26 protein-coding genes and 4 pseudogenes are annotated in these 25990 nt (G+C 48.0%); 29 read left to right on the forward strand and 1 reads right to left on the reverse strand.

Annotation, left to right across the window (positions count from 1 at the left end; genetic code table 11):
- The first annotated feature begins 23 nt into the window (after positions 1 to 23).
- The 28 genes and pseudogenes from efp to spo0A all read left to right on the forward strand — a co-directional run bounded on the left by efp (position 24) and on the right by spo0A (position 23603).
- Positions 24 to 580: pseudogene (efp, locus tag ASL14_RS23285) on the forward strand (elongation factor P).
- 201 nt (positions 581 to 781) lie between these two features.
- Positions 782 to 2035, forward strand: a complete 1254-nt coding sequence (locus ASL14_RS23290; protein WP_025683339.1) for an aspartate kinase — start codon at positions 782 to 784, stop codon at positions 2033 to 2035.
- Between the two features lie 352 nt (positions 2036 to 2387).
- Positions 2388 to 3383, forward strand: a complete 996-nt coding sequence (gene spoIIIAA, locus ASL14_RS23295; RefSeq protein WP_134913717.1) for a stage III sporulation protein AA — start codon at positions 2388 to 2390, stop codon at positions 3381 to 3383.
- The gene (spoIIIAB, locus tag ASL14_RS23300) at positions 3376 to 3894 is read left to right on the forward strand and encodes a stage III sporulation protein SpoIIIAB (protein ID WP_134913719.1); all 519 of its coding nucleotides are present in this window, start codon (positions 3376 to 3378) and stop codon (positions 3892 to 3894) included. Before spoIIIAA ends, spoIIIAB begins: the two co-directional genes overlap by 8 nt.
- Positions 3895 to 3906: 12 nt before the next feature.
- Positions 3907 to 4110, forward strand: a complete 204-nt coding sequence (spoIIIAC, locus tag ASL14_RS23305) for a stage III sporulation protein AC (protein ID WP_010345636.1) — start codon at positions 3907 to 3909, stop codon at positions 4108 to 4110.
- Between the two features lie 8 nt (positions 4111 to 4118).
- A pseudogene (spoIIIAD, locus tag ASL14_RS23310) lies at positions 4119 to 4505 on the forward strand (stage III sporulation protein AD).
- A 12-nt stretch (positions 4506 to 4517) separates the two neighbouring features.
- Positions 4518 to 5706: pseudogene (gene spoIIIAE, locus ASL14_RS23315) on the forward strand (stage III sporulation protein AE).
- Positions 5707 to 5740: 34 nt separating this feature from the next.
- Positions 5741 to 6511, forward strand: coding sequence for a stage III sporulation protein AF (locus ASL14_RS23320; protein WP_134913721.1), 771 nt, complete (start codon positions 5741 to 5743; stop codon positions 6509 to 6511).
- A 17-nt stretch (positions 6512 to 6528) separates the two neighbouring features.
- Positions 6529 to 7169: pseudogene (gene spoIIIAG / locus ASL14_RS23325) on the forward strand (stage III sporulation protein AG).
- Positions 7170 to 7228: 59 nt separating this feature from the next.
- Positions 7229 to 8056 (forward strand): SpoIIIAH-like family protein, encoded by an 828-nt coding sequence (locus ASL14_RS23330; protein WP_134913723.1) that lies wholly within the window; start codon positions 7229 to 7231, stop codon positions 8054 to 8056.
- Positions 8057 to 8194: 138 nt separating this feature from the next.
- Positions 8195 to 8686 (forward strand): acetyl-CoA carboxylase biotin carboxyl carrier protein, encoded by a 492-nt coding sequence (gene accB / locus ASL14_RS23335; protein ID WP_134913725.1) that lies wholly within the window; start codon positions 8195 to 8197, stop codon positions 8684 to 8686.
- Between the two features lie 61 nt (positions 8687 to 8747).
- Positions 8748 to 10091, forward strand: a complete 1344-nt coding sequence (gene accC / locus ASL14_RS23340; RefSeq protein ID WP_134913727.1) for an acetyl-CoA carboxylase biotin carboxylase subunit — start codon at positions 8748 to 8750, stop codon at positions 10089 to 10091.
- A 124-nt stretch (positions 10092 to 10215) separates the two neighbouring features.
- Positions 10216 to 10629, forward strand: coding sequence for an Asp23/Gls24 family envelope stress response protein (locus ASL14_RS23345; RefSeq protein WP_134913729.1), 414 nt, complete (start codon positions 10216 to 10218; stop codon positions 10627 to 10629).
- A gap of 73 nt (positions 10630 to 10702) precedes the next feature.
- Positions 10703 to 11242: an alkaline shock response membrane anchor protein AmaP gene (amaP, locus tag ASL14_RS23350; RefSeq protein ID WP_134913731.1), complete on the forward strand. Its 540-nt coding sequence runs from the start codon at positions 10703 to 10705 to the stop codon at positions 11240 to 11242.
- A gap of 15 nt (positions 11243 to 11257) precedes the next feature.
- On the forward strand, positions 11258 to 11491 hold the full coding sequence (locus tag ASL14_RS23355; RefSeq protein ID WP_007430925.1) for a DUF2273 domain-containing protein: 234 nt from the start codon (positions 11258 to 11260) through the stop codon (positions 11489 to 11491).
- Positions 11492 to 11626: 135 nt separating this feature from the next.
- The gene (nusB, locus tag ASL14_RS23360) at positions 11627 to 12076 is read left to right on the forward strand and encodes a transcription antitermination factor NusB (RefSeq protein ID WP_025683328.1); all 450 of its coding nucleotides are present in this window, start codon (positions 11627 to 11629) and stop codon (positions 12074 to 12076) included.
- Positions 12077 to 12114: 38 nt separating this feature from the next.
- Entirely contained in the window at positions 12115 to 12972 is an 858-nt protein-coding gene (gene folD / locus ASL14_RS23365; protein WP_134913733.1) for a bifunctional methylenetetrahydrofolate dehydrogenase/methenyltetrahydrofolate cyclohydrolase FolD, read from the forward strand.
- A gap of 12 nt (positions 12973 to 12984) precedes the next feature.
- The gene (xseA, locus tag ASL14_RS23370) at positions 12985 to 14349 is read left to right on the forward strand and encodes an exodeoxyribonuclease VII large subunit (protein WP_134913735.1); all 1365 of its coding nucleotides are present in this window, start codon (positions 12985 to 12987) and stop codon (positions 14347 to 14349) included.
- A complete protein-coding gene (gene xseB, locus ASL14_RS23375) occupies positions 14339 to 14599 on the forward strand; it encodes an exodeoxyribonuclease VII small subunit (protein WP_007430920.1) in 261 nt (86 codons plus the stop codon). Before xseA ends, xseB begins: the two co-directional genes overlap by 11 nt.
- Positions 14571 to 15494 (forward strand): polyprenyl synthetase family protein, encoded by a 924-nt coding sequence (locus ASL14_RS23380; RefSeq protein ID WP_134913737.1) that lies wholly within the window; start codon positions 14571 to 14573, stop codon positions 15492 to 15494. Before xseB ends, ASL14_RS23380 begins: the two co-directional genes overlap by 29 nt.
- Before the next feature lie 246 nt (positions 15495 to 15740).
- Positions 15741 to 15839 carry a 1-deoxy-D-xylulose-5-phosphate synthase N-terminal domain-containing protein gene (locus tag ASL14_RS29135; RefSeq protein ID WP_257721150.1) on the forward strand — a complete coding sequence of 33 codons (99 nt, stop codon included), beginning with the start codon at positions 15741 to 15743 and terminating at the stop codon, positions 15837 to 15839.
- The gene (gene dxs, locus ASL14_RS23385; RefSeq protein ID WP_257721132.1) at positions 15802 to 17496 is read left to right on the forward strand and encodes a 1-deoxy-D-xylulose-5-phosphate synthase; all 1695 of its coding nucleotides are present in this window, start codon (positions 15802 to 15804) and stop codon (positions 17494 to 17496) included. Before ASL14_RS29135 ends, dxs begins: the two co-directional genes overlap by 38 nt.
- Before the next feature lie 77 nt (positions 17497 to 17573).
- Positions 17574 to 18425 (forward strand): TlyA family RNA methyltransferase, encoded by an 852-nt coding sequence (locus tag ASL14_RS23390; RefSeq protein WP_134913739.1) that lies wholly within the window; start codon positions 17574 to 17576, stop codon positions 18423 to 18425.
- A 154-nt stretch (positions 18426 to 18579) separates the two neighbouring features.
- Positions 18580 to 19056: a hypothetical protein gene (locus tag ASL14_RS23395; RefSeq protein WP_134913741.1), complete on the forward strand. Its 477-nt coding sequence runs from the start codon at positions 18580 to 18582 to the stop codon at positions 19054 to 19056.
- Positions 19057 to 19072: 16 nt separating this feature from the next.
- Positions 19073 to 19522, forward strand: a complete 450-nt coding sequence (gene ahrC / locus ASL14_RS23400; RefSeq protein WP_014282217.1) for a transcriptional regulator AhrC/ArgR — start codon at positions 19073 to 19075, stop codon at positions 19520 to 19522.
- Between the two features lie 59 nt (positions 19523 to 19581).
- Complete coding sequence (recN, locus tag ASL14_RS23405; protein WP_134913743.1) at positions 19582 to 21300, forward strand: DNA repair protein RecN; 1719 nt, start codon at positions 19582 to 19584, stop codon at positions 21298 to 21300.
- A 123-nt stretch (positions 21301 to 21423) separates the two neighbouring features.
- Positions 21424 to 22584, forward strand: coding sequence for a SpoIVB peptidase (gene spoIVB, locus ASL14_RS23410; protein WP_134913745.1), 1161 nt, complete (start codon positions 21424 to 21426; stop codon positions 22582 to 22584).
- 215 nt (positions 22585 to 22799) lie between these two features.
- On the forward strand, positions 22800 to 23603 hold the full coding sequence (spo0A, locus tag ASL14_RS23415; protein WP_134913747.1) for a sporulation transcription factor Spo0A: 804 nt from the start codon (positions 22800 to 22802) through the stop codon (positions 23601 to 23603).
- Positions 23604 to 23678: 75 nt separating this feature from the next.
- Here spo0A and ASL14_RS23420 read toward each other — a convergent pair whose 3' ends face one another.
- Positions 23679 to 23924 carry a hypothetical protein gene (locus ASL14_RS23420; protein WP_134913749.1) on the reverse strand — a complete coding sequence of 82 codons (246 nt, stop codon included), beginning with the start codon at positions 23922 to 23924 and terminating at the stop codon, positions 23679 to 23681.
- A 276-nt stretch (positions 23925 to 24200) separates the two neighbouring features.
- Between ASL14_RS23420 and ASL14_RS23425 the strand changes: the two genes are divergently transcribed.
- On the forward strand, positions 24201 to 25901 hold the full coding sequence (locus tag ASL14_RS23425; RefSeq protein WP_134913751.1) for a methyl-accepting chemotaxis protein: 1701 nt from the start codon (positions 24201 to 24203) through the stop codon (positions 25899 to 25901).
- Positions 25902 to 25990: the final 89 nt, after the last annotated feature.

The following is a 25990-nucleotide window of genomic DNA, read 5'->3' on the forward strand; positions in this document are numbered from 1 at the left end:
AGTCCTGTAGGAGGGGTATTTTAGTGATTAACGTTAATGATTTTAAAACAGGTTTGACCGTCGAGGTAGACGGAGATATTTTTACAGTACTGGACTTCCAACATGTAAACCGGGTAAAGGTGCGGCATTCGTGCGCTCCAAGCTGAAAAACCTGCGTAACGGCAACACGGTTGAACGTACATTCCGTGCGGGTGAAACGATTGGCCGCGCGCAAATTGAAAACCGTGGTGTGTCTTACCTCTATGCGAGCGCAGACGAGCATACATTCATGGACAACGAAACATACGATCAATTCAACCTTTCCAGTGATCAACTGAAATGGGAACTTAACTTCCTGCAAGAAAACATGAATGTAAACATCATTAGCTATAATGGTGAAATTCTCGGGATTAACCTGCCTAACAGCGTAGAGCTGAAGGTTATTGACACTGAGCCGGGTATTAAAGGCAACACCGCTACAGGTGCTACCAAAAATGCTAAAGTTGAAACAGGACTGAATGTTCAGGTTCCTTTGTTTATCAACCAGGATGATGTATTGCTGATTGATACACGCGATGGTAAATACATTTCCCGCGCATAGAATGGTCTAGCTTCTTTATATCCTCTGTCCTTGTCAAGGACAGGGGATTTTTTGCTATGAACAACTGTTATTAAAAAACATTGGCTCCACATAGCACTTTCGTATTATACTGTACTAAAGTTATGCCGTAGGATGTCACGTTCAAAGTCGGTTGTGCCATCTCAAGGTTACATACTGTTGAGTCTGAGGGAGTGAATGTCGTTGTCTTTGTATGTCATGAAATTCGGAGGCAGTTCCGTCGGTGATACGGAGCGCATGAAACGTGTGGCAAAACGCGTTGTTGAGAAACAGAGTGAAGGGCATCAATGTGTAGTTGTTGTTTCCGCAATGGGAGACACAACTGACGAACTGATCGACCAGGCCAAATTGCTGAATGAGCAGTTGCCTGCACGTGAGTTGGATATGCTGATGACGACTGGTGAGCAAATTTCGATTGCATTGTTGTCGATGGCTATTCAACAGTTGGGACATGAGGCGGTATCTTTTACAGGATGGCAGGCTGGTTTCCGTACGGAATCCGAGCATGGTCGGGCGAGAATTACGGACATCCAACCTCAGCGGGTACTGGATGCACTAAGCAGCAATAAGATTGTCGTGGTTGCGGGTTTCCAGGGGATGTCTGCTGAAGGAGATATTACGACGCTGGGACGTGGTGGCTCTGATACGACGGCGGTTGCACTGGCGGCGGCGATCCGGGCGGATGCTTGCGAAATTTACACAGATGTGGATGGCATATATTCTACAGATCCACGAATCGTAAAGGTTGCCCGTAAGCTAAAAGAAATTTCCTATGATGAAATGCTGGAACTAGCCAATCTGGGTGCGGCAGTATTGCATCCACGTGCGGTAGAATATGCGAAACATAACCGGGTACCGCTGATTGTGCGGTCCAGTTTTAACCATAATGAAGGAACGGTCGTAAAGGAGGATGCAGTAATGGAGCAGGGCGTAGTAGTCAGTGGGATTGCTTATGATAAAAATGTAGCAAGAATCAGTATTTTGGGCGTAGCCGACACTCCTGGTGTACTGGCGAAAGTATTCGGAACGCTGGCGGGAGCCAAGATTGATGTAGACATTATTGTACAAAGTGGTGTTGAGGCTGGCAAAGCAGACTTTTCCTTTACAGTAGCTCTTACGGATCGTGAAGCAGCCTTGAAGACATTGGAAAGCATTCGCCTAGAGCTTCCATACCGTGAAGTGACGTCTGAAGAAAACCTCGTCAAGGTATCCATAGTAGGAGCGGGCATGGTTAGCCATCCAGGCGTTGCAGCGCAAATGTTTGCTGTGCTAGCAGACCAAGGCGTGAGCATTAAAATGGTAAGCACATCTGAAATCAAGGTATCGTGTGTGATTGAGGCAGGCAAACTCCATGAGGTCATTCAGGCGCTGCATACAGCGTACAATCTGGATACTGAGGAGCAAGCATTTGTGGGTGGACCTCAGGATCGTCGGTAATTGAATGGGAATATTGCGCCTCCTATTTATAGTTTGATAATCATAGAATATAGCAATAGGTTAAGAGGTTGTCTTTTCAGCGAGTGTCAGGCTGAATGGCAGCCTCTTTTTTAGTGTGAATCTATTGTTTTTGTTCCAGGGTATCCCTTAGCGGTCAAGGCTTCGGGGTGCCTTTTTTGATTTATGCAGATTCCCAGAAGGGGCTTTAGAGGGCGGGGAATATGTTTGCAGAAAGCCGATAGGAGCTTTGAAATTAACGACTAGGTTTTCAATATATTTTCGGCATAAAAAGCGAGAGTCGGCCATAGACTTGTCTTAAAGAAAAAGGAGAACTGTGAGGGGCGGCATCGGTATGGAATGGCTGGAGTTATTTCCCGAACCGTTGCACGGTATACTCGGAAAGCTTCCGGAAACGGTATTCAAGCAACTGGAAGAAATTCGGGTCCGGGAAGGAAGGCCGCTGGAAATTAATACGAATGGTGAACATCATTTTGTAACGTCCGCCGGTCGGCTGACTTTGAACCATATGGAAGCCTATAAGCCGGACCGGGAGGATGCCCACCGTTTGCTGGATTTTATCAGCAATCATTCCCTGTACACCATGGAGGAGGAGCTTCGCAAAGGGTTTATTACCATTCCCGGGGGGCACCGGATCGGGTTGGCAGGAAGAACGGTCCTTAGCAGGGGGCGAGTGGAGCATTTGAGGGATATTAGCAGCTTTAATGTAAGAATTGCCCGGGCAATTCCCGGTATAGCGGATCGCATATTGCCCTATGTAGCGGATCGGAAGTCCGGTAAAATCCTTCACACCCTCATTTTGTCCCCGCCTCAGCATGGCAAAACAACACTGCTTAGGGACTTGGCCCGGCAACTAAGCTACGGTGGGCTGGAAAGCAACGGGGGACGACGAAGCGGACTCAAGGTAGGCATCATAGACGAACGCTCGGAAATTGCCGGCAGTCACAAGGGCATCCCCGGTTTTGACGTCGGACCTCGAACCGACGTATTGGATGGATGTCCGAAAGCAGAAGGCATGATGATGATGATTCGTTCCATGTCGCCAGATGTGCTGATCGTCGATGAAATCGGACGACCAGAGGATGCCGAGGCGGTGCGTGAAGCGCTCCATGCGGGGATCGCAGTCATTGCTTCCGCACATGGGCGCGATGTAGCTGAAATGGCGACCCGGCCTGCTTTTGCCGGATTGACGACAGGGCAGGAGCTGTTTCAGCTTTACGTCATGCTGGAGCGGACGAGCCGGGGCGTCTCCTTCCGGCTGGCAGATGCCAAGCAGCGTAGGCTGACGCTGTCCGGAGAAGGGCAGAACGGAGGTATTTCCTATGCTTAAGCTGCTGGGAGCCGCTTTGGTTATACTCGCCGCTACACTGGCTGGCTGGCAGCGGGCAAGGCAGTTTGCAATGAGGCCGCGGCAGATCAGAGAACTGATTCTCGCGCTGCAAAGGCTGACCACTGAGGTTTCCTATGGGGTGTCCCCGCTGCCGGATGCTTTTGCCAAGACGGGAGAGCCGTTGCGGGAGCCGCTGCGAACCTTATTCCAGCAAGCCTCACACTGGATGCACCCCTCCTTTGGGCTGACCGCCAGAGAAAGCCTGCATAAAGCGATTGAGGCCTCGTGGAGCCGCTCCAGCATGCAGCAGGCCGAGAAGGAAGCGATGCGGCAGCTTGCTTACAGTCTCGGAACCAGCGACCGTGAAGACCAGATCAAGCACATTGCGCTAACCATCCAGCAGCTAACTCATGAGGAAGCACAGGCGCAGGCGGATCAGGTGAGATACGAGCGCATGAGCAGAAGCCTGGGACTGCTGATCGGAGCATTGATCGTCATTTTGATCTATTAGCGGGGTGCTCGAATGAATTTAGAAGTGAACGCTATTTTTCAGATTGCCGGAATTGGCATTATTATCGCCATGATTCATACCGTACTCAAGCAAATGGGCAAAGAAGATATGGCCCACTGGGTAACGGTTATCGGCTTTGTTGTAGTGCTGTTCATGGTGGTACGAATGCTGGATAACCTTCTGCAAGAGATCAAATCTATCTTTCTTTTTCAGTAGGTGGATACATGGAAATCATTCAGGTGGTCGGCTTCGCCCTGATTGCCACAGTTCTTATTTGGTCATTAAGGAACAGAAGCCGATGTTTGCTTTTCTGATTGCGACAGCCGCGGGAATCGTCATTTTTTACTGTTGATTGGCAAGATTGGGTCCGTGGTTGCTGTGCTGGAGCGTCTGGCGAGGTCATCGGGCATGGATATGATTTATTTTAAAACCGTTCTGAAATTATCGGCATCGCTTATATTGCCGAATTTGGAGCGCAGGTGGTTCGGGATGCGGGACAAGACGGGATTGCCTCCAAAATTGAGCTTACAGGAAAGGTGCTCATCATGGTGCTGGCAATCCCGATTATCAGCATAATTATTGACACGATTCTGAAGCTGATGCCCGCCTGAGGGGGTGATGCCATGAAAAGGCTGGAGGGCATGCCGAATCTCAAAGTGGTGGTCATTTTGCTACTATGCCTCTGGTGTGCCTCGGCTGCAGTTATCTTTGCAGATACACCTACGAATGAATGGATCAGACAACAGGCGGAGCAGATGCCCAAAGATGAGGTAGAGCATTATTGGGACGGGCTGATGCAGCAATATGGCGGATTTTTCCCTGATCAGAAAACGCCTTCCTTCATGGACATGCTGCTTCCGGGCGGTGAAGGATTCAGTATTAAGGGTGTATTGAGCGCCATAGCTGACTTTTTCATCCACGAAATTCGGGTCAACGCCAAGCTGCTCGTCACCATTGTTATGCTCAGCATTATGAGTATGGTGCTGGAAACTCTACAAAGTGCTTTTGAAAGTAATCAGGTCAGCAAGGTCGCCTACGCGATTGTATATATGGTCATTATCATTTTGGCGATTAACAGCTTTAGTGTAGCGATTGGTTATGCAAAAGAAGCCATTGACAGCATGATTCACTTTATGATGGCGATGCTGCCTCTGCTGTTTACCATGTTGGCCTCGATGGGCAACGTCGTAACGGTTTCGGTCACCCACCCGCTAATTGTATTTATGATCAACACGGTCGGGACGGTCATTCATACGCTGGTGTTCCCGTTGCTGTTCTTCTCGGCGGTGTTGTATCTGGTCAACTCATTGACAGGCAAATACAAGCTGACCCAATTAGCCGATCTGCTTCGCAACGCCGGAGTGGGGGTGCTGGGGGTGCTGCTGACCATTTTCTGGGTGTCATTTCGGTACAGGGCTTGACGTCGTCTGTTACTGACGGGTTAACCATTCGAACGGCCAAGTATGTTACAGGCAGCTTTGTTCCGGTGGTGGGTAAGGCGTTGGCAGATGCGACAGATACGGTCATTTCGGCTTCGTTACTCGTGAAAATGCTATTGGTCTGGTGGGAGTCATCATTATCCTGTTCCTATGTGCCTTTCCTGCTCTCAAGATTCTGACGCTAGCCCTGATCTATAAAGTCACAGCAGCGATTATGCAGCCTTTGGGAGATACGCCTATTGTGGAATGCCTGGATGCAATCGGTAAAAGCATGATTTATGTCTTCGCAGCGCTGGCGGCAGTGGGGTTAATGTCCTTCCTTGCGATTACGATCATGCTCGCGGCAGGCAATATGACGGTCATGATGAGGTGAATGATCGACAATCAAACGGGGGGAGGGGAGTAACGTGACCTGGCTGGGAGGCTGGCTTAAGGAACTGGTGCTGATTGTGCTGCTGGCTTCTTTTATCGATATGACCTTGCCAAGCCGTTCCATGGAAAGGTATGTGAAGCTCGTACTCAGCCTGCTTATTCTACTGACGCTACTCTCTCCGGTCGTGCGTTTGCTGAGTACCAGTCCTTCCGAGCTTCTGGGACGTGCATTTGATCTTCAGCGCCAAGCAGAGACAGGTAAGAGCGAACCGACATTGGAGGAAATTTTGGCAAAAGGCAGCAAGTTGAAGCAGCAGCAGGAGCAAAGTTCCATGCAGTGGGCTGGTCAAGAGGTCGCCAAGGAAATCAAGGGACAGTTGGAGCAGAATACCGGGTTAGCGATTCAATCGGTTCAAGTTACGCTTGCTCAGATGAAGCAGGAATCGTCGAATCTGGAGGCTGGAACGGGAATACAATCTGTAGTGGTTAAGCTGGCGGAGCAGCAGGCTGGACGTGAGGAGAAAAGTACGAATCTTCCGCCAGGTGCGGACTCCAAGCCGATTATGGTAGAGCCTGTAGCTGAAAAAACAGTAAATATCCACGTAGAGCCAATCCCTGAAAAAACATCGGATCAAAAGAAGGGAGCGCCGGAGAGGGCCAATAGTAGTGCGGAAACCTTTGATGGTGAAAAGATAGCGGACACGCAAACTTTCGGTCTAATTACGAGGCTGCTGCACGAAAGATGGGGAATCGACAGCAAAAATGTTCAGGTGCTTTCTTCGCAGGACGGTACACATGAATGGTAACAGGGAGGTGAGCAGAAATGGGCAAATGGATGAAAAAGCTGGAGCAATGGATGGGCGGGGGGCAGACGGGCCCAAAAGGTTTAATTCATTTCGCTGGCTGCTTATTCTCGGTCTTATCGGGGTCGCGATCATGCTTTTTAATTCGTTCGTGAATGTGAAAAAGGTGGATCCTGAAAACGTGGGGCGGGAGCCGCCTGGCGTGATGAAAAATGAACCTTCACTTCAGACAACGGGGGGTGAGGAAAGTTCCTTTGCCGGAATTGAGAAGGTGTTCGAAGATAATATGAAGCAGATGCTGGAGCAGATTGTTGGTGTAGGGACAGTCGATGTTATGGTTACGGTTGACTCCACTGAGGAAGTCATCGTTCAGCGCAATGTGAAGGATATGCAGGAAGAAAATAATGAGACGGATGCCAATGGCGGTCAGCGACATACCACTCAATACACACGCGATGGAGAGATTGTCACCTATGAATCGTCAGGAGGCCAGCACACCCCGATTGTTACCAAAAAAGTAAAACCGCAGGTGAGGGGAGTGCTGGTTGTGGCGATGGGAGCAGAAAACCCTACCGTGAAGCAGTTGATTGTGGATGCCGTACAGAAAGGGCTTAATGTCCCTTCCTATAAAATTTCAGTTGTCCCACGTAAGCAGGGATAGATTAAATCATAAGCAGTGATAAATGAAAATCCTAATTTAATCATATTGGAGGACGGAACATGAATAACAAAAGACAAACCGTTTGGCTGGTGTCCATGCTGAGTTTAATGGTCGTACTGTCTGCGTATTATTTGTTTACGGAGGACTCTAGCCCGGCTAATCCACCTGTGGCGGACAGTGAACAAGTGAGCAAGGCCAAGCAGGATACCGCCCAGGAAGCGGCAGGCAAGGCAGAAGAACAAATGAACGAGCTTAAAGTGAATGAAGTGGTGACCAATGGTGAAGTTACCGGAGAAGGGACTGTCTCTTCCGCAAAGACGGACACGGATGCCGCAACGGATCCTGCTACTCAATCTACTACAGGCGAAAATAAAGATACGGCCGCTGCCCCGGCTACCGAGTCTGCTAAATCGGATCAAAACACTACTGCTGCCACGCCAGATACGACGGCAAAAAGTGAGGACAAAACAGCGTCCACCGCGAAAACAGACCAGCAGGTACTCGATCAGGTGGCAACGGAACAAGCCGCGAAGCCTACGGCCGCTGCTGTTATCGACAACTACTTGCTGGAGCGGGATGTGGCAAATCAAAAGAAAAATGACGAGCTGACGACTGCAATGAACGATAGCACTGCCAAAAAAGCCGCTGAAGCACAAAAAGAACTACATGTACTGGAAGACAAACAGGCGAAAATTACCGGAATTGAGGAAGAGCTTCAGCAGCAGTTCGCCAATGCGGTTGTCCGCGAAGAAGATGCTGATAAATACAAGGTAGTAGTTCTGAGTGAAAAACTGGATGCTAAACAAGCGGTAACGATCGTCGATAAAGTCATGAAAGAATTGAACGTAACACAGGATAAGATCAGTGTCCAGTATGTTACACAATAAGACAAAAATCGAGAAAAAGCCCGGATTTCTGCACATTTCCGGGCTCTTTCTATTTTTAATGATTGTGATATAATACATAAAGCTGTTTCAACAATGTTATCAGCAACCGGCAAAATGCTGAAGGAGTGATTAATAGAGATGTTCAAATTAAGCGAGATTAAGGAATTGATCAAGCTGGTGGATGAAACGTCTGTACATGAGCTTGAAATTGAAAATGAAGGAACTCGGCTGTTGATCCGTAAACCGGGCAAAAGCGAGATCGTTACTGTACAGGCCCCTGTGGCAGCACCTGTTTATACAGCGGCACCACAAACTGCTATTCCGAATCCACAAGCACAATCCGATGCAGGACATGCATCTGTTGGGGAAAACAAGGAATATGCAAGCAATCTACATAAAATCGTATCTCCGATGGTAGGGACTTTCTATAGTTCTTCATCCCCGGATACGGCTTCGTATGTGAGTATCGGCAGTAAAGTAGGCGAGAAAACAACGGTGTGTATTATTGAAGCGATGAAGCTGATGAACGAGCTGGAAGCTGAAGTGAAGGGCGAAATTGTGGAAATTTTGGCCGAAAACGGACAGTTGGTCGAGTATGGCCAGCCATTGTTCCTTGTGAAACCGGAGTAAGACGCTTGCTTGTACCCTTTTTTGAGGGTTCAGCCAGACTGCTCCCAGGGAGGATAAAGTCATGACATTTCAAAAAGTATTGATTGCGAATCGCGGAGAAATTGCGGTTCGTATCATTCGCGCTTGCCGCGAAATGAATATTTCGACGGTTGCCGTATATTCGGAAGCCGACAAGGATTCGTTACATGTGCGTCTCGCAGATGAGGCTTACTGTATCGGACCGAAGCTGTCCAAGGACAGCTACCTGAATTTTACGAACCTGATGAGCGTTGCGACATTGACTGAATGTGATGCGATTCATCCAGGTTACGGATTTTTGGCTGAAAACGCCGACTTCGCTGAAATTTGCGAATCTTGCAATATTACGTTTATTGGTCCTTCTCCTGAAGCGATTAACAAAATGGGAGACAAGGCTGTCGCCAAGCAGACGATGAAGGATGCCGGGGTTCCGGTCATTCCGGGTTCGGACGGGCTGGTGGAGGATCTGCAGGATGCCATTACCATTGCTCGCGATATTGGCTATCCCGTGATCATCAAGGCCACAGCAGGTGGCGGCGGTAAAGGTATCCGTATCGCCGAGGATGAAGATAATCTTATTCAACAGATCACTACCGCCCAGCAGGAAGCGCAAAAAGCGTTTGGCAACGCGGGTGTATATCTGGAAAAATATTTGACCGGTATGAAGCACGTGGAGATTCAGATCATAGCGGACAAGCACGGCAATGTTGCGCATCTGGGCGAAAGGGACTGCTCTGTGCAGCGCCGTCGTCAGAAGCTGCTGGAGGAAGCTCCGTGTCCTGTACTTTCGCAGGATGTGCGTGAAGAAATGGGTCAGGCAGCCGTTCGTGCGGCTTTGGCTGTACAATACTCCGGTGCGGGAACACTGGAATTTTTGCTCGGACCGGATAATCAATTTTATTTTATGGAAATGAACACACGTATTCAGGTCGAACATCCCGTAACGGAGATGATTACTGGTGTGGATTTGATTAAAGAAATGATTTTGGTCGCTGAAGGGCATCCGCTTTCCTTTACTCAGGAAGAAGTCACCATCAATGGATGGGCGATAGAGTGCCGTATTAACGCCGAGGACCCTGATCGCAATTTTATGCCTGCACCGGGTAAAATCGGATTTTATCTGCCTCCAGGCGGCCCTGGGGTACGCGTAGACAGCGCAGCCTATCCGGGTTACAGCATTCCTCCTTATTATGACTCTATGATTGCCAAATTGATTGTGTGGGCGCCTACACGTCAGGAAGCGATTGCCAAAATGAAGCGGGCTCTGTCCGAGTTTGCCATTGAAGGCATACCAACAACGATTTCTTTTCATCAACGATTGTTGGAGCATCCGACCTTCATCAAAGGCGATTTTGATATTAAATTTTTGGAGGAAAACGAAGTTTAATCGGTATATTTCCTCAGTTTGTCATAATGAACGCCAAATGATATAGTATGGATAATAAGTGAGCATGTCTGCTTTGAAATCCAAAGCTGAAGTGAAACTTATTTTACCGAAAGGTGTTGAAGGTATGAGCACAGTGCCAACCGAATTCGAGCGTACAGAAATTGGGGAGATTCAGATTGCCCCGGAGGTTATTGAAGTCATTGCCGGACTAGCAACCGTTGAGGTGCCAGGCGTAGCGGGAATGAGTGGTGGATTTGCAGGCGGATTTGCCGAACTGCTGGGCCGCAAAAATTTATCCAAAGGTGTAAAAGTGGAAGTCGGACAGCGTGAAGCTGCTGTAGACGTCTCCGTCATTATTGAGTACGGTAACCGTCTGCCTGAGGTGGCTGCTGCTATTCAGCACAATGTTAAGCGCTCCATTGAAACCATGACTGGCCTTAACGTTGTTGAAGTGAACGTGCAAATTCACGATGTTCAATTCAAAAATGCCGAAAAAGTAGAAGAGCCAGAAGTTCTGGGCGCCGGACGGGTTAAATAGAGCGATACTTTGTACAAACCCCCGACCCTTAAGGGTCGAGGGTTTACTCTAATTTAAGGAGGCTGTGCGTTTCGTGGCTAAAGTTATGGACAGACTTCTGCTGTTCTTGTACAGCTTAAGTATCGGAATTATTTCCATTCTCGCCATCCTCCTCCTGAGCGGGGCCATTCCGTATGCATTAAGCATTCAGGATGAGCGGGTAGTGTGGTTTACCAGCTTGATTATTGCAGGAGTACTGTTGTTGTTGAGTCTCCGGGTTTTCTATATCTCCATTCGCCGGAATCAAACGGTACAGCACTCTATTGATCAACGAACAGAGTACGGTGACATTCAGATTTCAGTGGATACCATCGAAAATCTGTGTCTCAAAGCAGCCTCCAGATTTCGTGGAGTACAGGACTTGAAAGCACGTATTCGCGTGCTGGAATCGGGACTTGATATTACGATTCGGGCGGTTGTGGATGGGGAAGGCTCCATTCCGGTGTTAACCTCCGAGGTACAAAAGGGGGTACACGACCATGTTGAAGAAATTACGGGAATTCCTGTGTCCAATGTGTCTGTGTACATCGCCAATGTTTCTCAGTCACCAAGCTTTAAGAGTCGTGTGGAATAGAGGTGATTTTCCCAGATGCCCTGGAAAGAAATATGGGGAAGTTACAAGGGCCGGATCACGGGGATTACGGCCGGTATTTTTTTCGGGTTTATTTATTTGTGGGCAGGCTTTTGGAATATGTTGTTCTTTGCATTGATGGTGTTCATCGGATATACGCTAGGAAGACGTAGTGACTCAGCGCTAGGTTCCCTCCTCCCTTGGAAGGAATGGAGCGACTGGCTGTCGCAACGTTGGCGTCCTTTTAAATGAACCCTGTGATACGCTTTCTCCAAAATAGAGCTGTAGCTTCTTTGCGCCCAACGTTTTGGAGGATGCGTTCACAGGTTTTTTTGTGGAATTGGTTAAAATGAAAAAATAGATACAGGCAAGCGTAGGAGGCAGGGCATGAAAAGACGTCTGGCGAGGGAAATAGCGGTACAAAGCATGTACCATATGGAAATGAATGAAGTGGATGCAGCAGCGGCAGTAGATATGTTGCTCCAGGAAGCGGCAGAGGATAACGAAGCGGAAGTAGTCATCAAAAATGCAGCAGTGTTAAGGGCTTACGTATTGGAGCATGTGCGGGGTACCTGGGAACACAAGGAAGCGATTGACAAACTTTTGGTGGATTATCTTAAAGGCTGGCAGATCAGCAGACTTTCACGCGTGGATCGCCAAATTTTGAGACTGGCGGCATATGAAATGATTTTCCGTGAGGATGTGCCGGCTAAAGTCGCAGTCAATGAAGCGATTGAATTGTCCAAGCATTTTGGCACCGAGGAGTCAGGTAAATTTGTCAACGGTGTTCTGGGACGGATTATACAAGAGCTGGAGCAGCTGAAAGCACGGTTTTAAGTTGAGATTATTTTACTCAGGTTGGGGAGTGGTTGAACATGTCAGCACCGATCATTGATGGCAAACAAATCTCTAAGGATATTCGCGCAAGCATTCAGCAGGAGGTCGTCCGTCTGAAGGAGCACAACTTTCAGCCTGGACTGGCTGTCGTACTGGTAGGTGAAGATCCTGCTTCTCAGGTGTATGTTAGAAACAAGGAAAAGGCATGTCATGATCTCGGTTATTATTCCGAGGTACATCGGTTGGCAGCGGATACTTCGCAGGAAGCGTTGCTGGAGCTGGTGGACAAGCTGAATCACCAAAGTAATATTCACGGGATTCTGGTACAGCTTCCGTTGCCCAAACACATTCATGAAAAAGCAGTCATTGATGCTATTGCAGTTGAGAAGGATGTGGATGGATTCCATCCGGTAAACGTGGGGAATCTGGTTATCGGTGATGATAGCCTTCTGCCTTGTACTCCTGCTGGAGTCATTGAGCTGATTAAGCGTGCCGGGGTAGAAATTGCAGGCAAGCATGCGGTGGTCATTGGTCGCAGTAATATCGTGGGCAAGCCGGTATCGCTGTTATTGCAGCGCGAAAATGCTACGGTGACCATGTGTCACTCTCGTACAGCGAATATAGCCGAGCTGAGTCGGCAAGCGGATATTTTAGTTGTTGCCATCGGCAAAGCCAACTTTATTGATGCTTCGTTCGTGAAACCCGGAGCGGTGGTTATTGATGTAGGCATGAATCGTCTGGAGAGCGGAAAACTGGCGGGTGACGTTGATTTTGAGAGCGTGAAGCAAGTTTCCGGTCCGATTACGCCTGTTCCCGGCGGTGTAGGTCCGATGACGATTACTATGCTCATGCAAAATACGCTCGTAGCGGCCAAGCGGTCGCACGGTTTGGCATAAGGGCGGTTGCCTGTGGCTGAACAGCGTATTTACTCTATTAAGGACCTGAATCGCTATATCCGGATGAAACTGGAATCGGATCAGGTACTGTCCGACGTATGGATACGCGGGGAAATTTCTAACTTTACGCATCATTCGAGTGGTCACATGTACTTTACGCTCAAGGATGAGGGCAGCCGTATCCGTTCGATTATGTTTGCGACCCATAATCAACGGCTTCCCTTCGTACCGAAGGAAGGTACGCGTGTTATTGCTCGGGGAAACGTATCCGTGTACGAACGGGATGGACAATATCAATTTTATGCGACCCAGATGCAGCCTGATGGTGTCGGGAGTCTCTACCTTGCATATGAGCAACTCAAGCAAAAGCTGGATATTGAGGGGTTATTTGACATCGCCCGCAAGCGTATTCTGCCTGCACATCCAGCGACAATCGGTGTCATTACTTCGCCAACCGGAGCTGCCGTGCGTGATATTATCACGACACTTCAACGCAGATATCCGCAAGCCGGAATTGTGCTCTATCCTGTGCTTGTGCAGGGGAAAGGTGCTGCGCCCTCGATCGTCAAGGCGATTGAAGCCATGAACCGTATGCAGGAGGTTCAGGTGATGATCGTCGGGCGGGGCGGTGGCTCGCTGGAGGAGCTATGGGCGTTTAACGAGGAAGCGGTTGCTCGTGCCATCTATGCATCGGCGATTCCGGTTATTTCGGCCGTCGGGCATGAAACGGATTTTACGATTGCCGATTTTGTGGCCGATTTGCGTGCGGCTACGCCGACCGCTGCCGCCGAGCTGGCTGTGCCTCATCAACAAGAGTTGCGGGATCAGCTCCTCCAGCGTGAGCAACGGTTGCGCAACGCCCTTCGACAGAGGCTGGAAACCAGCCGTGAACGGTTGACCCGGCTTCGGCGCTCACCGGTGCTGCTGCATCCGCGCCGCTATATGCTACAGCATGCGGAGCGGATGGATATGTTGCATCAGCGGCTCATTCGGGCAGCAAGCAACCGTTCACGTTTGAACGCGGAGAAGAACGCGCGTATGCGTCAGGTGCTGGAGCGGTTTAACCCGCGCGAACAAATCCGGTCGGCCCGCAAGCAGACAGATGCGGCACAGCGTCAGTTGGAGTCTGCAATGCGTGCTATTACCAAGACGGGACGGCAGCAGCTGCACGCGGGTATTCGTCAGTTGGATGCGCTTAGCCCGCTCAAGGTCATGTCGCGAGGCTACAGCCTTGTGTATGATGAGCAGGAGAAACGGCTAATCAAGTCGCTAAAAGATGTACAGCCGGGGGATTCCATCAAGATTAAAGTGAGTGACGGGCAGTTGGACTGCCAAGTATGGGGTATGAAGGAGGACGCGAAGCACGGTGGCGAATGAAACGGAATTGAATTTTGAAGCGGCTATGGCAGCTCTTGAAGAAATTGTCGGACAACTGGAGCATGGAGACGTTCCTCTGGAGCAAGCCATTGATTTGTTCCAGCGTGGTATGAAGCTGTCTCAGCTTTGCAGTCAGAAGCTGGAGCAAGTTGAACGTAAAATTGAAATGATTGTGGAAGAGGACGGAGATTTGCGCAAGAAGCCTTTCGGCGGCGGATTGGATGAAAACGGTGGTGAAGGCGTTGAATAAACCGTCGTTTAAGGAATATTTGACCGGGACGGTGGATGAGGTTTCGTCTGAATTGACCAAGCAATTCCCAGCTCATTGGAGCATTCCCGCCGTTCTTCGTGAATCCATGAATTATTCACTCACCGCAGGTGGAAAACGCCTGCGGCCTCTGCTTGTGATCGCAGCTGCCGAAGCATTCGGCGGAAGCCGGGAGGCAGCGTTACCAATAGCATGTGCGGTAGAAATGGTACATACGTACTCCCTGATTCACGACGACTTACCAGCCATGGATGATGATGATTATCGCCGGGGCAAACTGACGAATCATAAGGTATACGGTGAGGCGGTTGCTGTACTTGCAGGGGATGCATTGCTGACCCACGCTTTTTACAGTGTCGTACAGGCGGGTCGTCGTCACGGAATTTCATCCGATGCGCTGCTGTCCATCGTGGAGGAATTATCTGAAATGAGCGGAGCGCGGGGCATGGTGGGCGGTCAGGTCGCGGATATGTCCGGCCAACAAGGGATGACGGGAATTGAGGAACTGGAGTATATACATCTCCACAAAACCGCTGATTTGATTATTTTCTCATTGCTGGCTGGTGGACGAATCGGGGGAGCGGATAAGGGTCAATTAGAGGCGCTTCGCCGTTTTGGACGCGATCTGGGACTGGCATTTCAAATTCAGGATGATATCCTGGATCTGGTGGGCGATGAGAGCAAGCTGGGTAAAAAAACGCAAAGCGATGTTGAACAGGAGAAGGTTACGTATCCGTATTTTATCGGTATGGAGGCTTCTTTGCAGCAGGTGGAGGAACTCACAGCTTCGGCTAAAAATGCGTTAATTGAAGGCGGTATACCTGATTTTTCGCGTTTGCTGGAGATTGCCGATTACCTGATGAAGCGAGATCATTAGCATGGATAGGTCTGTTTGACTTGTCTGCGTTTAAGCATGACGAAAAAGTGTGATATAATATTTGTTAACTTTACACACAAACTTGAAGGAAAGCGGGGAGATATGCGTGCTGCTTCCACACATAAAGCAATCAGGCGATCTGAAATCACTGTCGGTTGAGGAGTTGGATTCTCTAGCCGAGGAAATCAGGAGCTTTTGATTGAGAAGCTGTCCGTGACTGGGGGGCACCTGGCATCGAATCTGGGAGTGGTTGAGCTCACAATCGCCCTGCATTACTGCTATAACAGTCCGAAGGACAAAATGATTTATGACGTTGGGCATCAGGCCTACGTGCACAAATATTGACAGGGCGGATGGATCGTTTGATACCCTCCGCCAGCGTGATGGACTTTGCGGTTTTGTAAAAAGAAGCGAGAGCGAGCATGATGTTTGGGAAGCTGGACATAGTAGCACTTCTCTATCGGCCGCGATGGGGATGGCATTGGCTCGTGATTTGAAGGGCGAGGACAATAAAGTCATTGCTATGATTGGAGATGGAGCGCTGACTGGAGGCATGGCCTTCGAAGCGCTAAACCATATCGGACATGAACGTAAAAATTTGATGGTCATTCTGAATGACAATGAAATGTCCATAGCGCCGAACGTAGGAGCAATGCATAATTATTTGAGCAAAATCCGCTCGGACCGTCATTATTTGCGGGCGAAGGATGAGCTGGAAGTTTTGCTGAAAAAGATTCCTGCTATCGGTGGTAAACTTGCCAAATCGGCTGGCCGTGTCAAGGACAGTCTTAAATATATGATGGTTCCGGGCGTGCTATTTGAGGAACTGGGGCTGACGTATCTTGGTCCGGTAGACGGACATGATCTGCCCAAGTTGATTGAAACCTTCCAGCAGGCGGATAACGTCACTGGCCCCGTGTTGGTGCATGTTGTAACTACCAAGGGTAAAGGTTATAAGCCTGCGGAGGTAGATTCACATAAATGGCACGGAATCAGTCCATACAAAATTGAATCCGGTCAGGTACTCAAAGCCGTGGGCAATCCGATGTATACGGAAATTTTCGGGCAAACGCTGATTGAGCTGGCTGAGCAGGATGAGCGTATCATTGCGGTTACACCTGCTATGCCTGGTGGATCAGGGCTGGTGCCGTTCAGTAAGGAATTTCCTGCACGCATGATTGACGTCGGCATTGCCGAGCAGCACGCAGCTACCATGTGTGCCGCTTTGGCAATGGAAGGGATGAAGCCGGTATTTGCGGTATACTCCACTTTTATGCAGCGTGCTTATGACCAAATTGTACATGACATCTGCCGTCACAATGCGAACGTGATGTTTGCGATAGACCGTGCCGGTTTTGTCGGGGCGGATGGGGAAACCCACCATGGCGTGTTTGATGTAGCGTTCTTGCGTCATATCCCGAATCTCGTGCTTATGATGCCCAAGGATGAAAACGAGCTGCGACATATGATGAAGACAGCGCTCGATTATGACGATGGCCCGATTGCTTACCGCTATCCGCGTGTAAATGTGGTTGGTGTGCCGATGGACAAAGAATTGGAAGCTATACCTATTGGCAGTTGGGAGCCTTTACGCAAGGGTGAGGGCTTCGCTGTAATCGCTTCGGGGCCAATGCTCCAGGTGGCAACAGAGGCTGCGGACGCGATGAAACGAGAAGGTTTGCAGGTGGGAGTTGTGAATGCCCGTTTCCTCAAGCCGTTGGATGAAGATATGCTGCGTGAGCTGGCTCGTCAGCATACAAAGCTGATCGTATTGGAAGAAGCTTCCGAAGCGGGAAGCTTGGGTAGCGCCGTGCTGGAATTTTACGCCAAAGAAGAAATACAGGATGCACAGGTGCGCTTGATGGGGATTCCCGATATGTTCGTGGAGCATGGTTCGATCAAGGAGCAACGCGCCGAAGTGGGTCTTACCGTGGAAGCCGTATGCCTGAAGCTTCGCAAATGGGCTTCCGAGCCAGCGTATGGCATGGGACAATCGGTATAGGGGAATTGAAGCGAAAACGATGTTATTTATGAAAAAGTATGACGAAAGCAGCGTAGCTGCCTTAAAGGGAGATTAACATGTCTGTTCCGAAGGAACGCATTGATGTATTACTTGTAGAACAAGGCTTTTTTGAAAGCCGCGAAAAAGCCAAAGCTGCCATTATGGCAGGTCTGGTACTGGCCGACAGTGAAAGGATCGAAAAGGCGGGTATGAAGGTGCCTCGCGATAGCGAGCTTAAAGTAAAGGGTGCAGTGCATCCGTATGTAAGCCGTGGAGGTTTGAAGCTGGAAAAGGCTATCCGTCAATTCGAGCTGGACATGAAGGGCAGGACGATGCTGGATATCGGCTCATCCACCGGAGGTTTTACGGATTGTGCCCTCCAGCATGGAGCGGAATATGTATATGCCATTGACGTGGGATATAATCAACTGGACTGGTCGCTTCGTAATGACGAACGGGTATGCGTAATGGAGAAAACGAATTTCAGGTATATGACACCTGCGGATTTGAACGGTCCTGTACCGAATTTCGCAAGTATTGATGTTTCTTTTATTTCGCTGCGTATTATTTTGCCGCCATTGCTTGCGTTGCTGCATCAGCCTGCTGACATTGTGGCTCTGATTAAGCCGCAATTTGAAGCCGGACGTGAAAAGGTGGGGAAATCCGGCGTCGTCCGCGATTCCGCAACGCATAAAGAAGTGTTGCAAACCATCCTGACGTTCTCGCATGAGCTAGGACTTTCGCTGCAAGGATTGGCTTATTCCCCTATTACGGGTGGGGAAGGCAATATAGAATTTTTGGCGCATTGGCGTTTGGATAAGTCGGCTAGTGTAGATCCGCAAAACGAAAATGTTGATTTCCGTCCGTTAATTGACCTTACTGTTCAGGAAGCAGGTCAGACCTTCAATAATGGTCCGTCGCGTAAGTAACATTCAGGGGTTCTCAAGAGTTCTGTGAACTTAAGGGAACCTCTTTTTGGTGTGAGGGATTGATTAACGAACTCACGTTCGCCTATAATGAGATATACAGGAGAAAAGGGATTTTACCTTCTGTCCTAGAATATGTCCATGAGGTGATCGATTCATGGATACGCGATATGATACGGTTATCATTGTTGTGATCGGCGTAATATTAGCAGTATGGGCATTTTACGGCCTGCGTACCTGGTTAAAGGAGCCGGGACCGCTTGTGTTAAAGACTATACCGATTAACGAGGAAATGGACGAAGGGCCTGCTGTGGACTTGCTGGAAGACGCGGGTTATGAACTGGTGGGCGGAAAGATGAAAATACCGCTTGCTTTTAAAGTGAATGGACATACCGTGTATAGCCGTTTGTTTATAGACTATGTGGCTGTGCGAAAAGGTTCGACATATATGGTCAAAACGTCACGTCGCAAGAGACCGATGGAGTGGAATGGTCCTGATTTGCGGGACAGGCTTATGCCTTATCTACTGCTTTATCCGGGCTGTGCGGGCGTATTGTACGTTGATACGGACGATCGGAGTATCCGCCTTATTACATTGGTGGAAGACATCGAAGAAGAGGAATATGAAGATTAATCCATAGGAGGATTTTATGAAGGGTCAACGACATATTAAAATCAGGGAAATTATTTCACAACGGGAAATTGAAACGCAGGACGATCTGGTGGAAGCTTTACGCAAGGCTGGTTTTCAGGTCACTCAAGCTACCGTATCTCGGGATATCAAGGAACTGCTGCTTATTAAAGTTCCGATGGATGATGGCAGATATAAGTATTCGATGCCCTCAGATCAGCGATATAACCCGGCGCAGAAGCTGAAACGTACATTGGTGGATAACTTTTTGCATATTGACTATACGACCAATTTGATCGTGATGAAGTGCTTGCCGGGGACGGCAAATTCGATTGCAGCATTACTGGACAACATTGAATGGCCTGAAATTATGGGCACCATTAGTGGCGATGACACCATTTTGATTATTTGCCGTTCGGAAGAGAACAGCGAGGCTATTGTGAATCGTCTTATGGGCTACATTTCCTGAACAACATTTCTCAGGCTTATTAGACGTTTGAATTCGTACATCATAGAGGTGAAAGAACGATGCTGGTCACTTTATCTATACGAAATTTGGCAGTCGTAGAGGCTGTCGATGTTCATTTTTATAAAGGGTTCCACGTATTGACCGGGGAAACAGGCGCGGGTAAATCGATCATTATTGATGCTCTTGGTCTGATTGCTGGAGGCAGAGGTTCCGCCGATCTGGTCCGTTATGGATGCGAAAAGGCAGAAATGGAGGCGCTGTTTGAGCTTCCTGTGAAGCATCCGGTCTGGGCAACGTTAGAAGAACAAGGAATCAAGGCGAATGCGGAAGAACATCTATTGATTCGGCGGGAATTGACCGTACAAGGAAAAAGTTCTTCGCGGATTAACGGTCAAATGGTTAATTTAACGATGCTGCGCGAGGTAGGAGAGCAGCTTGTCAATATTCACGGTCAGCATGAGCATCAAAGTTTGCTACGCGCAGACCGCCATCTGACGCTGCTGGATACGTTCGGTGATTCGGTCATCGGTCCGGTCAAAACGCTCTACAGAGAGCGTTATAATTCTTTTGTCAAAGCGGAAAAAGAAGTGCGGGAGCTGCAAAGCTCCAGTCAAAAAGCCTACCAGCTATTGGACATGTATCGGTTTCAATTGGAGGAAATTGCTGCTGCCGAGCTTAAATTGGGAGAGGATGAATTATTGGCAGAAGAACGGGTCAAGCTATCCCATAGTGAGAAAATGATGGATGGGATATCAGGAGCCTATGAGCTGCTAAGCGGCAGAGGCGGACTGGACATGATTAATAACGTGTTGTCCAGCTTGAATGATGTCCAAGGTTACGACAGCAAAAGCCTTCAGCCCATTGCGGAGCAGATTCAATCTGCTTTCTACCAGTTAGAGGATGCTGCGTTCCAATTACGCTCATACCGTGAGGATATTGAATTTAATCCAGGCAAGCTGTATGAAGTGGAGCAACGGTTAAACCAAATTACCGGATTACAGCGAAAATATGGTGATAGTATTAAGCAGATTTTGGAATACTATAGCCGTATTGAGCAGGAAACCGATATGCTGGAGAATAAGGATGAACGGCTGGAGCAGTTAATTGCCAAGCGGGATGAATTGCTTTCGGATTTGCTCCAGATTGCAGAAGAGCTTACAGAAGCGCGTGAAATTTGTGCAGAAGAGCTGGCCGAGCAGGTAGAGCAGGAGCTAAAGGATCTGCAAATGGAAAGAACGTCACTCAAGGTACGTATTGATCCGATTGAAGATCCGCGCGGATACGAATATAAAGGTCGGCGGGTACGGCCAACCAAGCAGGGCATTGATAATGCGGAATTTCTGATTTCACCGAATCCGGGGGAGCCGCTTCGTCCACTGGGCAAGATTGCCTCTGGTGGTGAGCTGTCCCGTATCATGTTGGCGATGAAAAGTATTTTTGCCCGTCATGATCAAATTCCGGTACTCATTTTTGACGAGGTGGATACTGGGGTCAGTGGTCGTGCCGCTCAATCCATTGCGGAAAAACTGTATCGTTTGTCTTCCGTCTGTCAGGTGTTCTCCATTACTCATTTGCCGCAGGTGGCATGTATGGCGGATCATCAGTATCTCATTGAAAAAAATGTTCATGACGAACGTACAATGACGCAAATTGAGGCGTTAAACGAGGACGGACGTGTGAAGGAATTGGCGCGTATGCTGGGCGGCGTGGAAATTACCGAAAAAACTTTGCATCACGCACAGGAAATGCTGAATCTGGCGGAAGGAAAGAAAGCCTGAAAAGAGCGGCTGGCGTAATGATTAACAGTTATAAAAGCCTGGGGGCAAGGTTACCTTATAGGTACGCAATTGGCGACCACCTTTACTCGTCAAGCGAAAGAAGCAAAGGGAGCGTGACAGCCATTGAATTTTTACTCCAGGATCAAATTGCTCGGTCTTTTGCTTGTTTTTCTTATTTGTTGTATCGGTAACGCCAAGCCTGTGCATGCAGCGCTGCCTCAACAAGCTTCTCTGGAATTATTCGGTTCCCATGCAGCGAAAACGACTCAAGATAGCGTGATTCCCGACTTGAAGGTGTATCCAGGGGGTCAGACGATTGGGGTCAAAGTAAAATCTTCAGGGGTGCTTGTTGTTGGTCATCATGTCATTCAGGAAAGTATGGACCGCAAGGTGTCACCTGGAGAGACAGCCGGGATTCGTCTCGGTGACCGGATCACCCATATGAATGGCAAACCGCTGGATAGCCTGACAAGGGTAGCGGAGGCTGTAGAGGAAGCAGGCAAGAACAAAAAGCCGCTCGACATCACGCTTTGCCGAGGGGAGCAGATGATTTCAACCAAGCTGACACCAGCTTATGATCGTGATGACAAAGCATGGCGGCTTGGACTGTATATCAGGGACTCGGCAGCGGGTGTAGGCACCTTGACCTTTTATGCACCGGATCAGGGGGTATACGGGGCCTTGGGGCACGTAATTACCGACATGAATACCCAGACCCCCATTGTTGTGGGGAGCGGGGAAATAGTGCAATCCAATGTAACGTCAATTGCGAAAAGTCAAAGTGGTGAGCCTGGGGAAAAACGCGCACATTTTCTCAAGGATCATCGGGTGTTAGGTAATATTGAACGAAACACGAACTTCGGGATTTTTGGGAAAATGTCAGATGAGCCGCAATATGGTTTGTATTCCAAGCCGATTCCTGTAGCACTTGCGAATGAAGTCAAGGAAGGACCCGCAGAAATTTTGACTGTACTGGAAGGTCAGCAGATTCAGCGGTTTCAGGCAGAGGTCGTACACATTTCTCAACAGGATAAACCGGCAACCAAAGGACTTGTTATCCGTATCGTAGATCCAAAGCTGCTGGACAAGACCGGGGGAATTGTACAAGGGATGAGCGGAAGCCCAATTATTCAAAACGGCAAGCTCATCGGGGCTGTGACGCATGTATTTGTTAACGATCCGAAATCAGGCTACGGCTGCTTTATTGAATGGATGCTGCGCGATGCAGGAATCATGCAGAATAACGTAAGCTTGAAATCATCCTCTAATCTTAAGGCGAGCTAGTGGCCTTAAGATTTTTTGTCGAAAGGCCAAGAAATAGCTCGTAATAGCAAGTTAAAGAATTAATTATAATGGAAACCATAAAAAAAATAAATAAAAATAATTTTCGACAGAAGGAATTCATAATTCGATGTCGAAATCATATACTCCGACAAGAAATATTTATTTGCTGTAAACTGATATCCCAACTGAATAACACTCAATAAGGAGGAAGTACATTGCAAAAAATTGAGGTATTGTTGGCTGATGACAACCGGGAATTTACGAATCTGCTTGCCGAATATATTTCCGATCAGGAGGATATGGAAGTTACAGGAATCGCCTATAATGGTGAAGAAGTGCTCCAACACATCGCAGAATCCCGCAACGTACCTGATGTACTTATTTTAGATATTATTATGCCCCATCTGGATGGTCTCGGCGTACTGGAGCGCTTGAGAGAAATGAACCTGTCTCCACAGCCGAAAATCATTATGCTGACTGCATTTGGTCAAGAAAATATTACGCAAAGGGCCGTACAGCTCGGGGCATCTTATTATATTTTGAAGCCGTTTGATATGGAAGTGCTTGCGAACCGCGTTCGCCAATTGGTGGGACCACAGTTAGTCAGCAGCAGTCCGGTGACCATTTCTTCCATGCGGTCTAATGTGGTGCCAATGGGTAAAACGAAAAATCTGGATGCCAGCATTACGGCCATTATCCATGAAATCGGTGTGCCAGCTCACATTAAGGGCTACCAATATTTACGCGAAGCCATTACGATGGTGTACAATAATATCGAAATTTTGGGTGCCATCACTAAAACATTGTATCCGGCAATCGCCGAAAAATTCAAAACGACGGCATCCCGCGTGGAACGCGCCATTCGTCATGCCATCGAGGTAGCATGGACACGTGGCAATATCGACAGTATCTCTCACTTATTTGGATATACGATTAATATTTCTAAATCCAAGCCAACGAATAGCGAATTTATTGCGATGGTAGCTGATAAGCTGCGGATTGAGAATAAGGTGTCCTGAAAGGGTTAGAATGATTGATCCGAGATTAGCTATGTTGAACTGATAAACTTATATGTAGCATATCAATTGATACCGTTATTTATTGGGATTGTGAAAAATCCAATAAATAACGGTATTTTTGATACTGGTGAAGGCAAATGTTTCATCAAAATAAGAACCGGGTAAATGGCTCATCTGTATAAAGGTTAAAAGAGAATAAATGCTATATGAGCCTAACGCAGTAAATATGCCAAAAATAATTAGAACAACTAAAGGAATCACACTAAGTGTAATTCCGGCAACGGCTAGTCCGCGACCAGAAGAAGATATTCTTGCAACCATACCAAGTTACTACGCCTACGCTATTTTAGGATGATCATAGAATGGTAAATCAGGTTTTTAAGCATTCCCCTCGCTATATGGCGGAACTATTGCTGGAGATCAACATAACACGTTCCACGCTGTTTATAAAACAAACCTGAATCAGCTTCACTAATCATCACAAAGTAAAACTTTCCTTTTGGAAACAGTTCTGAAAAATCTCTTTAATTTGATATAAACAATGTGTCGATTCATGTCGATATAATATGTACTATAAAGAGATTGAGGGGCGAATGTATGAAATTTAACATCCGAGCAAAATTGTTATTGGGTTTTCTGGCGGTAATTGCTTTATTGATCATCATTAGTTTGGTATCCATCTCAAAAATGAAAAACTTGGGTGACACTTCGATGGAAATTGATAGCCACTGGATGCCCAGTGTGACTATCCTGGGAACGTTAAACGGCGATATATCTGATGTAGAACGGCTTTCCCTGAATATTATTGTAGAACGCGACCCGGCAGAGGTGGAGAAGGTTCAGGCGGAATACAATCAGGTTTTGAAAAAGCTCGAGAACGGCCGAAAAACATACGAGAAATTAATTGCTACTCCTCAAGAACGTGAAATGTATGATGATTTCTCCAAAAAATATTCAGAGTACCTGGATAAATTGCCAGAAGTGATTGCAGCGGGCAAAGCTAACGATTATGCTCAATCAAGCATTCTTCACAAAGAGTCTTATGCGCTATGGAATAACGCAAACGATATGATTATTAAGCTTATTAAATTGAATGCAGATGGATCAAAACTGACTACGAAAGAAGCAGTTGACAACTATATTTCAGGTAGACAAATGGTCATCGTTTTAAGCGTTGCAGCAGTCGTCTTGGCGCTGGTGATTTCTATCCTCATAGCGCAATCCATATCCAAACCAATCTTGCGAATCAGTCGCGCTGCTGAGAGAATAGCAGCAGGTGACCTGACGGGCGAGGAAATAACAGTGAAGAGCAAGGACGAGATCCATGCCTTGTCGCATTCTTTTAATGCAATGGTCCAGAACCTGCGCCAACTGATTCAATCGGTTAGTAAAACGTCGGAGTTGGTAACTACTTCCTCAGAGGAATTGACAGCCAGCGCAGAACAAAATAGCCAAGCTTCCGCACAAATAACCGAGACGGTGCAAGAAGTAGCTACAGGCACGGCTCAACAGGTGGATATGGTTACGAAGTCATCCCAAGCTATTGAGGAAATGTCTATCGGTGTTGAACAAATTGCCATTCGTGCGCAAAATGTATTTGCATCTGCTCAGGATGCGGCCCACAAATCAGCTGAAGGTAACCAATTGATTCAGCAGGCTGTTACACAGATGAACGCCGTAAATCATTCGATGAATGGTCTGGCTGATCTTATGGCTGGATTGGGAGAGCGTTCCGACGAAATTGGCAAGATTATTGATGTGATCACCAATATTTCAAGTCAGACAAATCTACTTGCCCTGAATGCTGCAATTGAAGCGGCTCGAGCGGGAGAACACGGTCGCGGATTTGCTGTAGTTGCGGGTGAAGTGCGCAAATTGGCTGAACAATCGGCTTATTCTGCTCAACAAATTACGGAGCTTGTTGGGTTGATTCAAAAGGACACTGCCCATGCGATCGAGGCTGTAGCGTCCAATGGAAAAGATGTCATGACAGGTCGGGAAGTCGTGCAGAATGCAGGTGCATCCTTTGAACTGATTCAGGAAACCGTTAATAAAGTAGCGAGTGAGATTGAAGAGGTATCCGCTGGATCGGAGCAAATGTCCGCAAGTACGGATGAAGTCGTTGGCTTTGTCAGACAAATTTCAGCGATTGCCGAGGAAGCCGCAGCCGGAACACAGCACGTGTCTGCTGCAACACAAGAGCAACTGGCATCCATGGAGGAAATTGCTTCAGCTGCAAGAAACCTGTCTACCATGGCAGAGGACCTGCAAGGGCAAATCGGCAAATTCAAAGTATAATTTAGATCAACATAGTTTTAAGATGGAACTCAGCAGAGACAGTGTGGGTGTAACAACCTGCTGTCTCTTTTTATGTTGTAAGAGGGGAC

Origin of the sequence: Paenibacillus sp. IHB B 3084 (genome assembly GCF_001447315.1) — a bacterium.
In the GTDB taxonomy this organism is placed as follows: Bacteria; Bacillota; Bacilli; order Paenibacillales; family Paenibacillaceae; genus Paenibacillus.

Coding starts and splice junctions, on each gene's coding strand:
- ASL14_RS23420 (WP_134913749.1), bottom strand. CDS start 23,924: ATGGTTGCAAGAATATCTTCTTCTGGTCGCGGACTAGCCGTTGCCGGA.
- ASL14_RS23395 (WP_134913741.1), top strand. CDS start 18,580: ATGGATACGCGATATGATACGGTTATCATTGTTGTGATCGGCGTAATA.
- ASL14_RS23380 (WP_134913737.1), top strand. CDS start 14,571: ATGAAAACGGTGGTGAAGGCGTTGAATAAACCGTCGTTTAAGGAATAT.
- spoIIIAA (WP_134913717.1), top strand. CDS start 2,388: ATGGAATGGCTGGAGTTATTTCCCGAACCGTTGCACGGTATACTCGGA.
- spoIIIAC (WP_010345636.1), top strand. CDS start 3,907: ATGAATTTAGAAGTGAACGCTATTTTTCAGATTGCCGGAATTGGCATT.
- accB (WP_134913725.1), top strand. CDS start 8,195: ATGTTCAAATTAAGCGAGATTAAGGAATTGATCAAGCTGGTGGATGAA.
- dxs (WP_257721132.1), top strand. CDS start 15,802: ATGACGTTGGGCATCAGGCCTACGTGCACAAATATTGACAGGGCGGAT.
- ASL14_RS23355 (WP_007430925.1), top strand. CDS start 11,258: ATGCCCTGGAAAGAAATATGGGGAAGTTACAAGGGCCGGATCACGGGG.
- nusB (WP_025683328.1), top strand. CDS start 11,627: ATGAAAAGACGTCTGGCGAGGGAAATAGCGGTACAAAGCATGTACCAT.
- spoIIIAB (WP_134913719.1), top strand. CDS start 3,376: ATGCTTAAGCTGCTGGGAGCCGCTTTGGTTATACTCGCCGCTACACTG.
- ahrC (WP_014282217.1), top strand. CDS start 19,073: ATGAAGGGTCAACGACATATTAAAATCAGGGAAATTATTTCACAACGG.
- recN (WP_134913743.1), top strand. CDS start 19,582: ATGCTGGTCACTTTATCTATACGAAATTTGGCAGTCGTAGAGGCTGTC.
- ASL14_RS23330 (WP_134913723.1), top strand. CDS start 7,229: ATGAATAACAAAAGACAAACCGTTTGGCTGGTGTCCATGCTGAGTTTA.
- folD (WP_134913733.1), top strand. CDS start 12,115: ATGTCAGCACCGATCATTGATGGCAAACAAATCTCTAAGGATATTCGC.
- accC (WP_134913727.1), top strand. CDS start 8,748: ATGACATTTCAAAAAGTATTGATTGCGAATCGCGGAGAAATTGCGGTT.
- ASL14_RS23345 (WP_134913729.1), top strand. CDS start 10,216: ATGAGCACAGTGCCAACCGAATTCGAGCGTACAGAAATTGGGGAGATT.
- ASL14_RS23425 (WP_134913751.1), top strand. CDS start 24,201: ATGAAATTTAACATCCGAGCAAAATTGTTATTGGGTTTTCTGGCGGTA.
- ASL14_RS23390 (WP_134913739.1), top strand. CDS start 17,574: ATGTCTGTTCCGAAGGAACGCATTGATGTATTACTTGTAGAACAAGGC.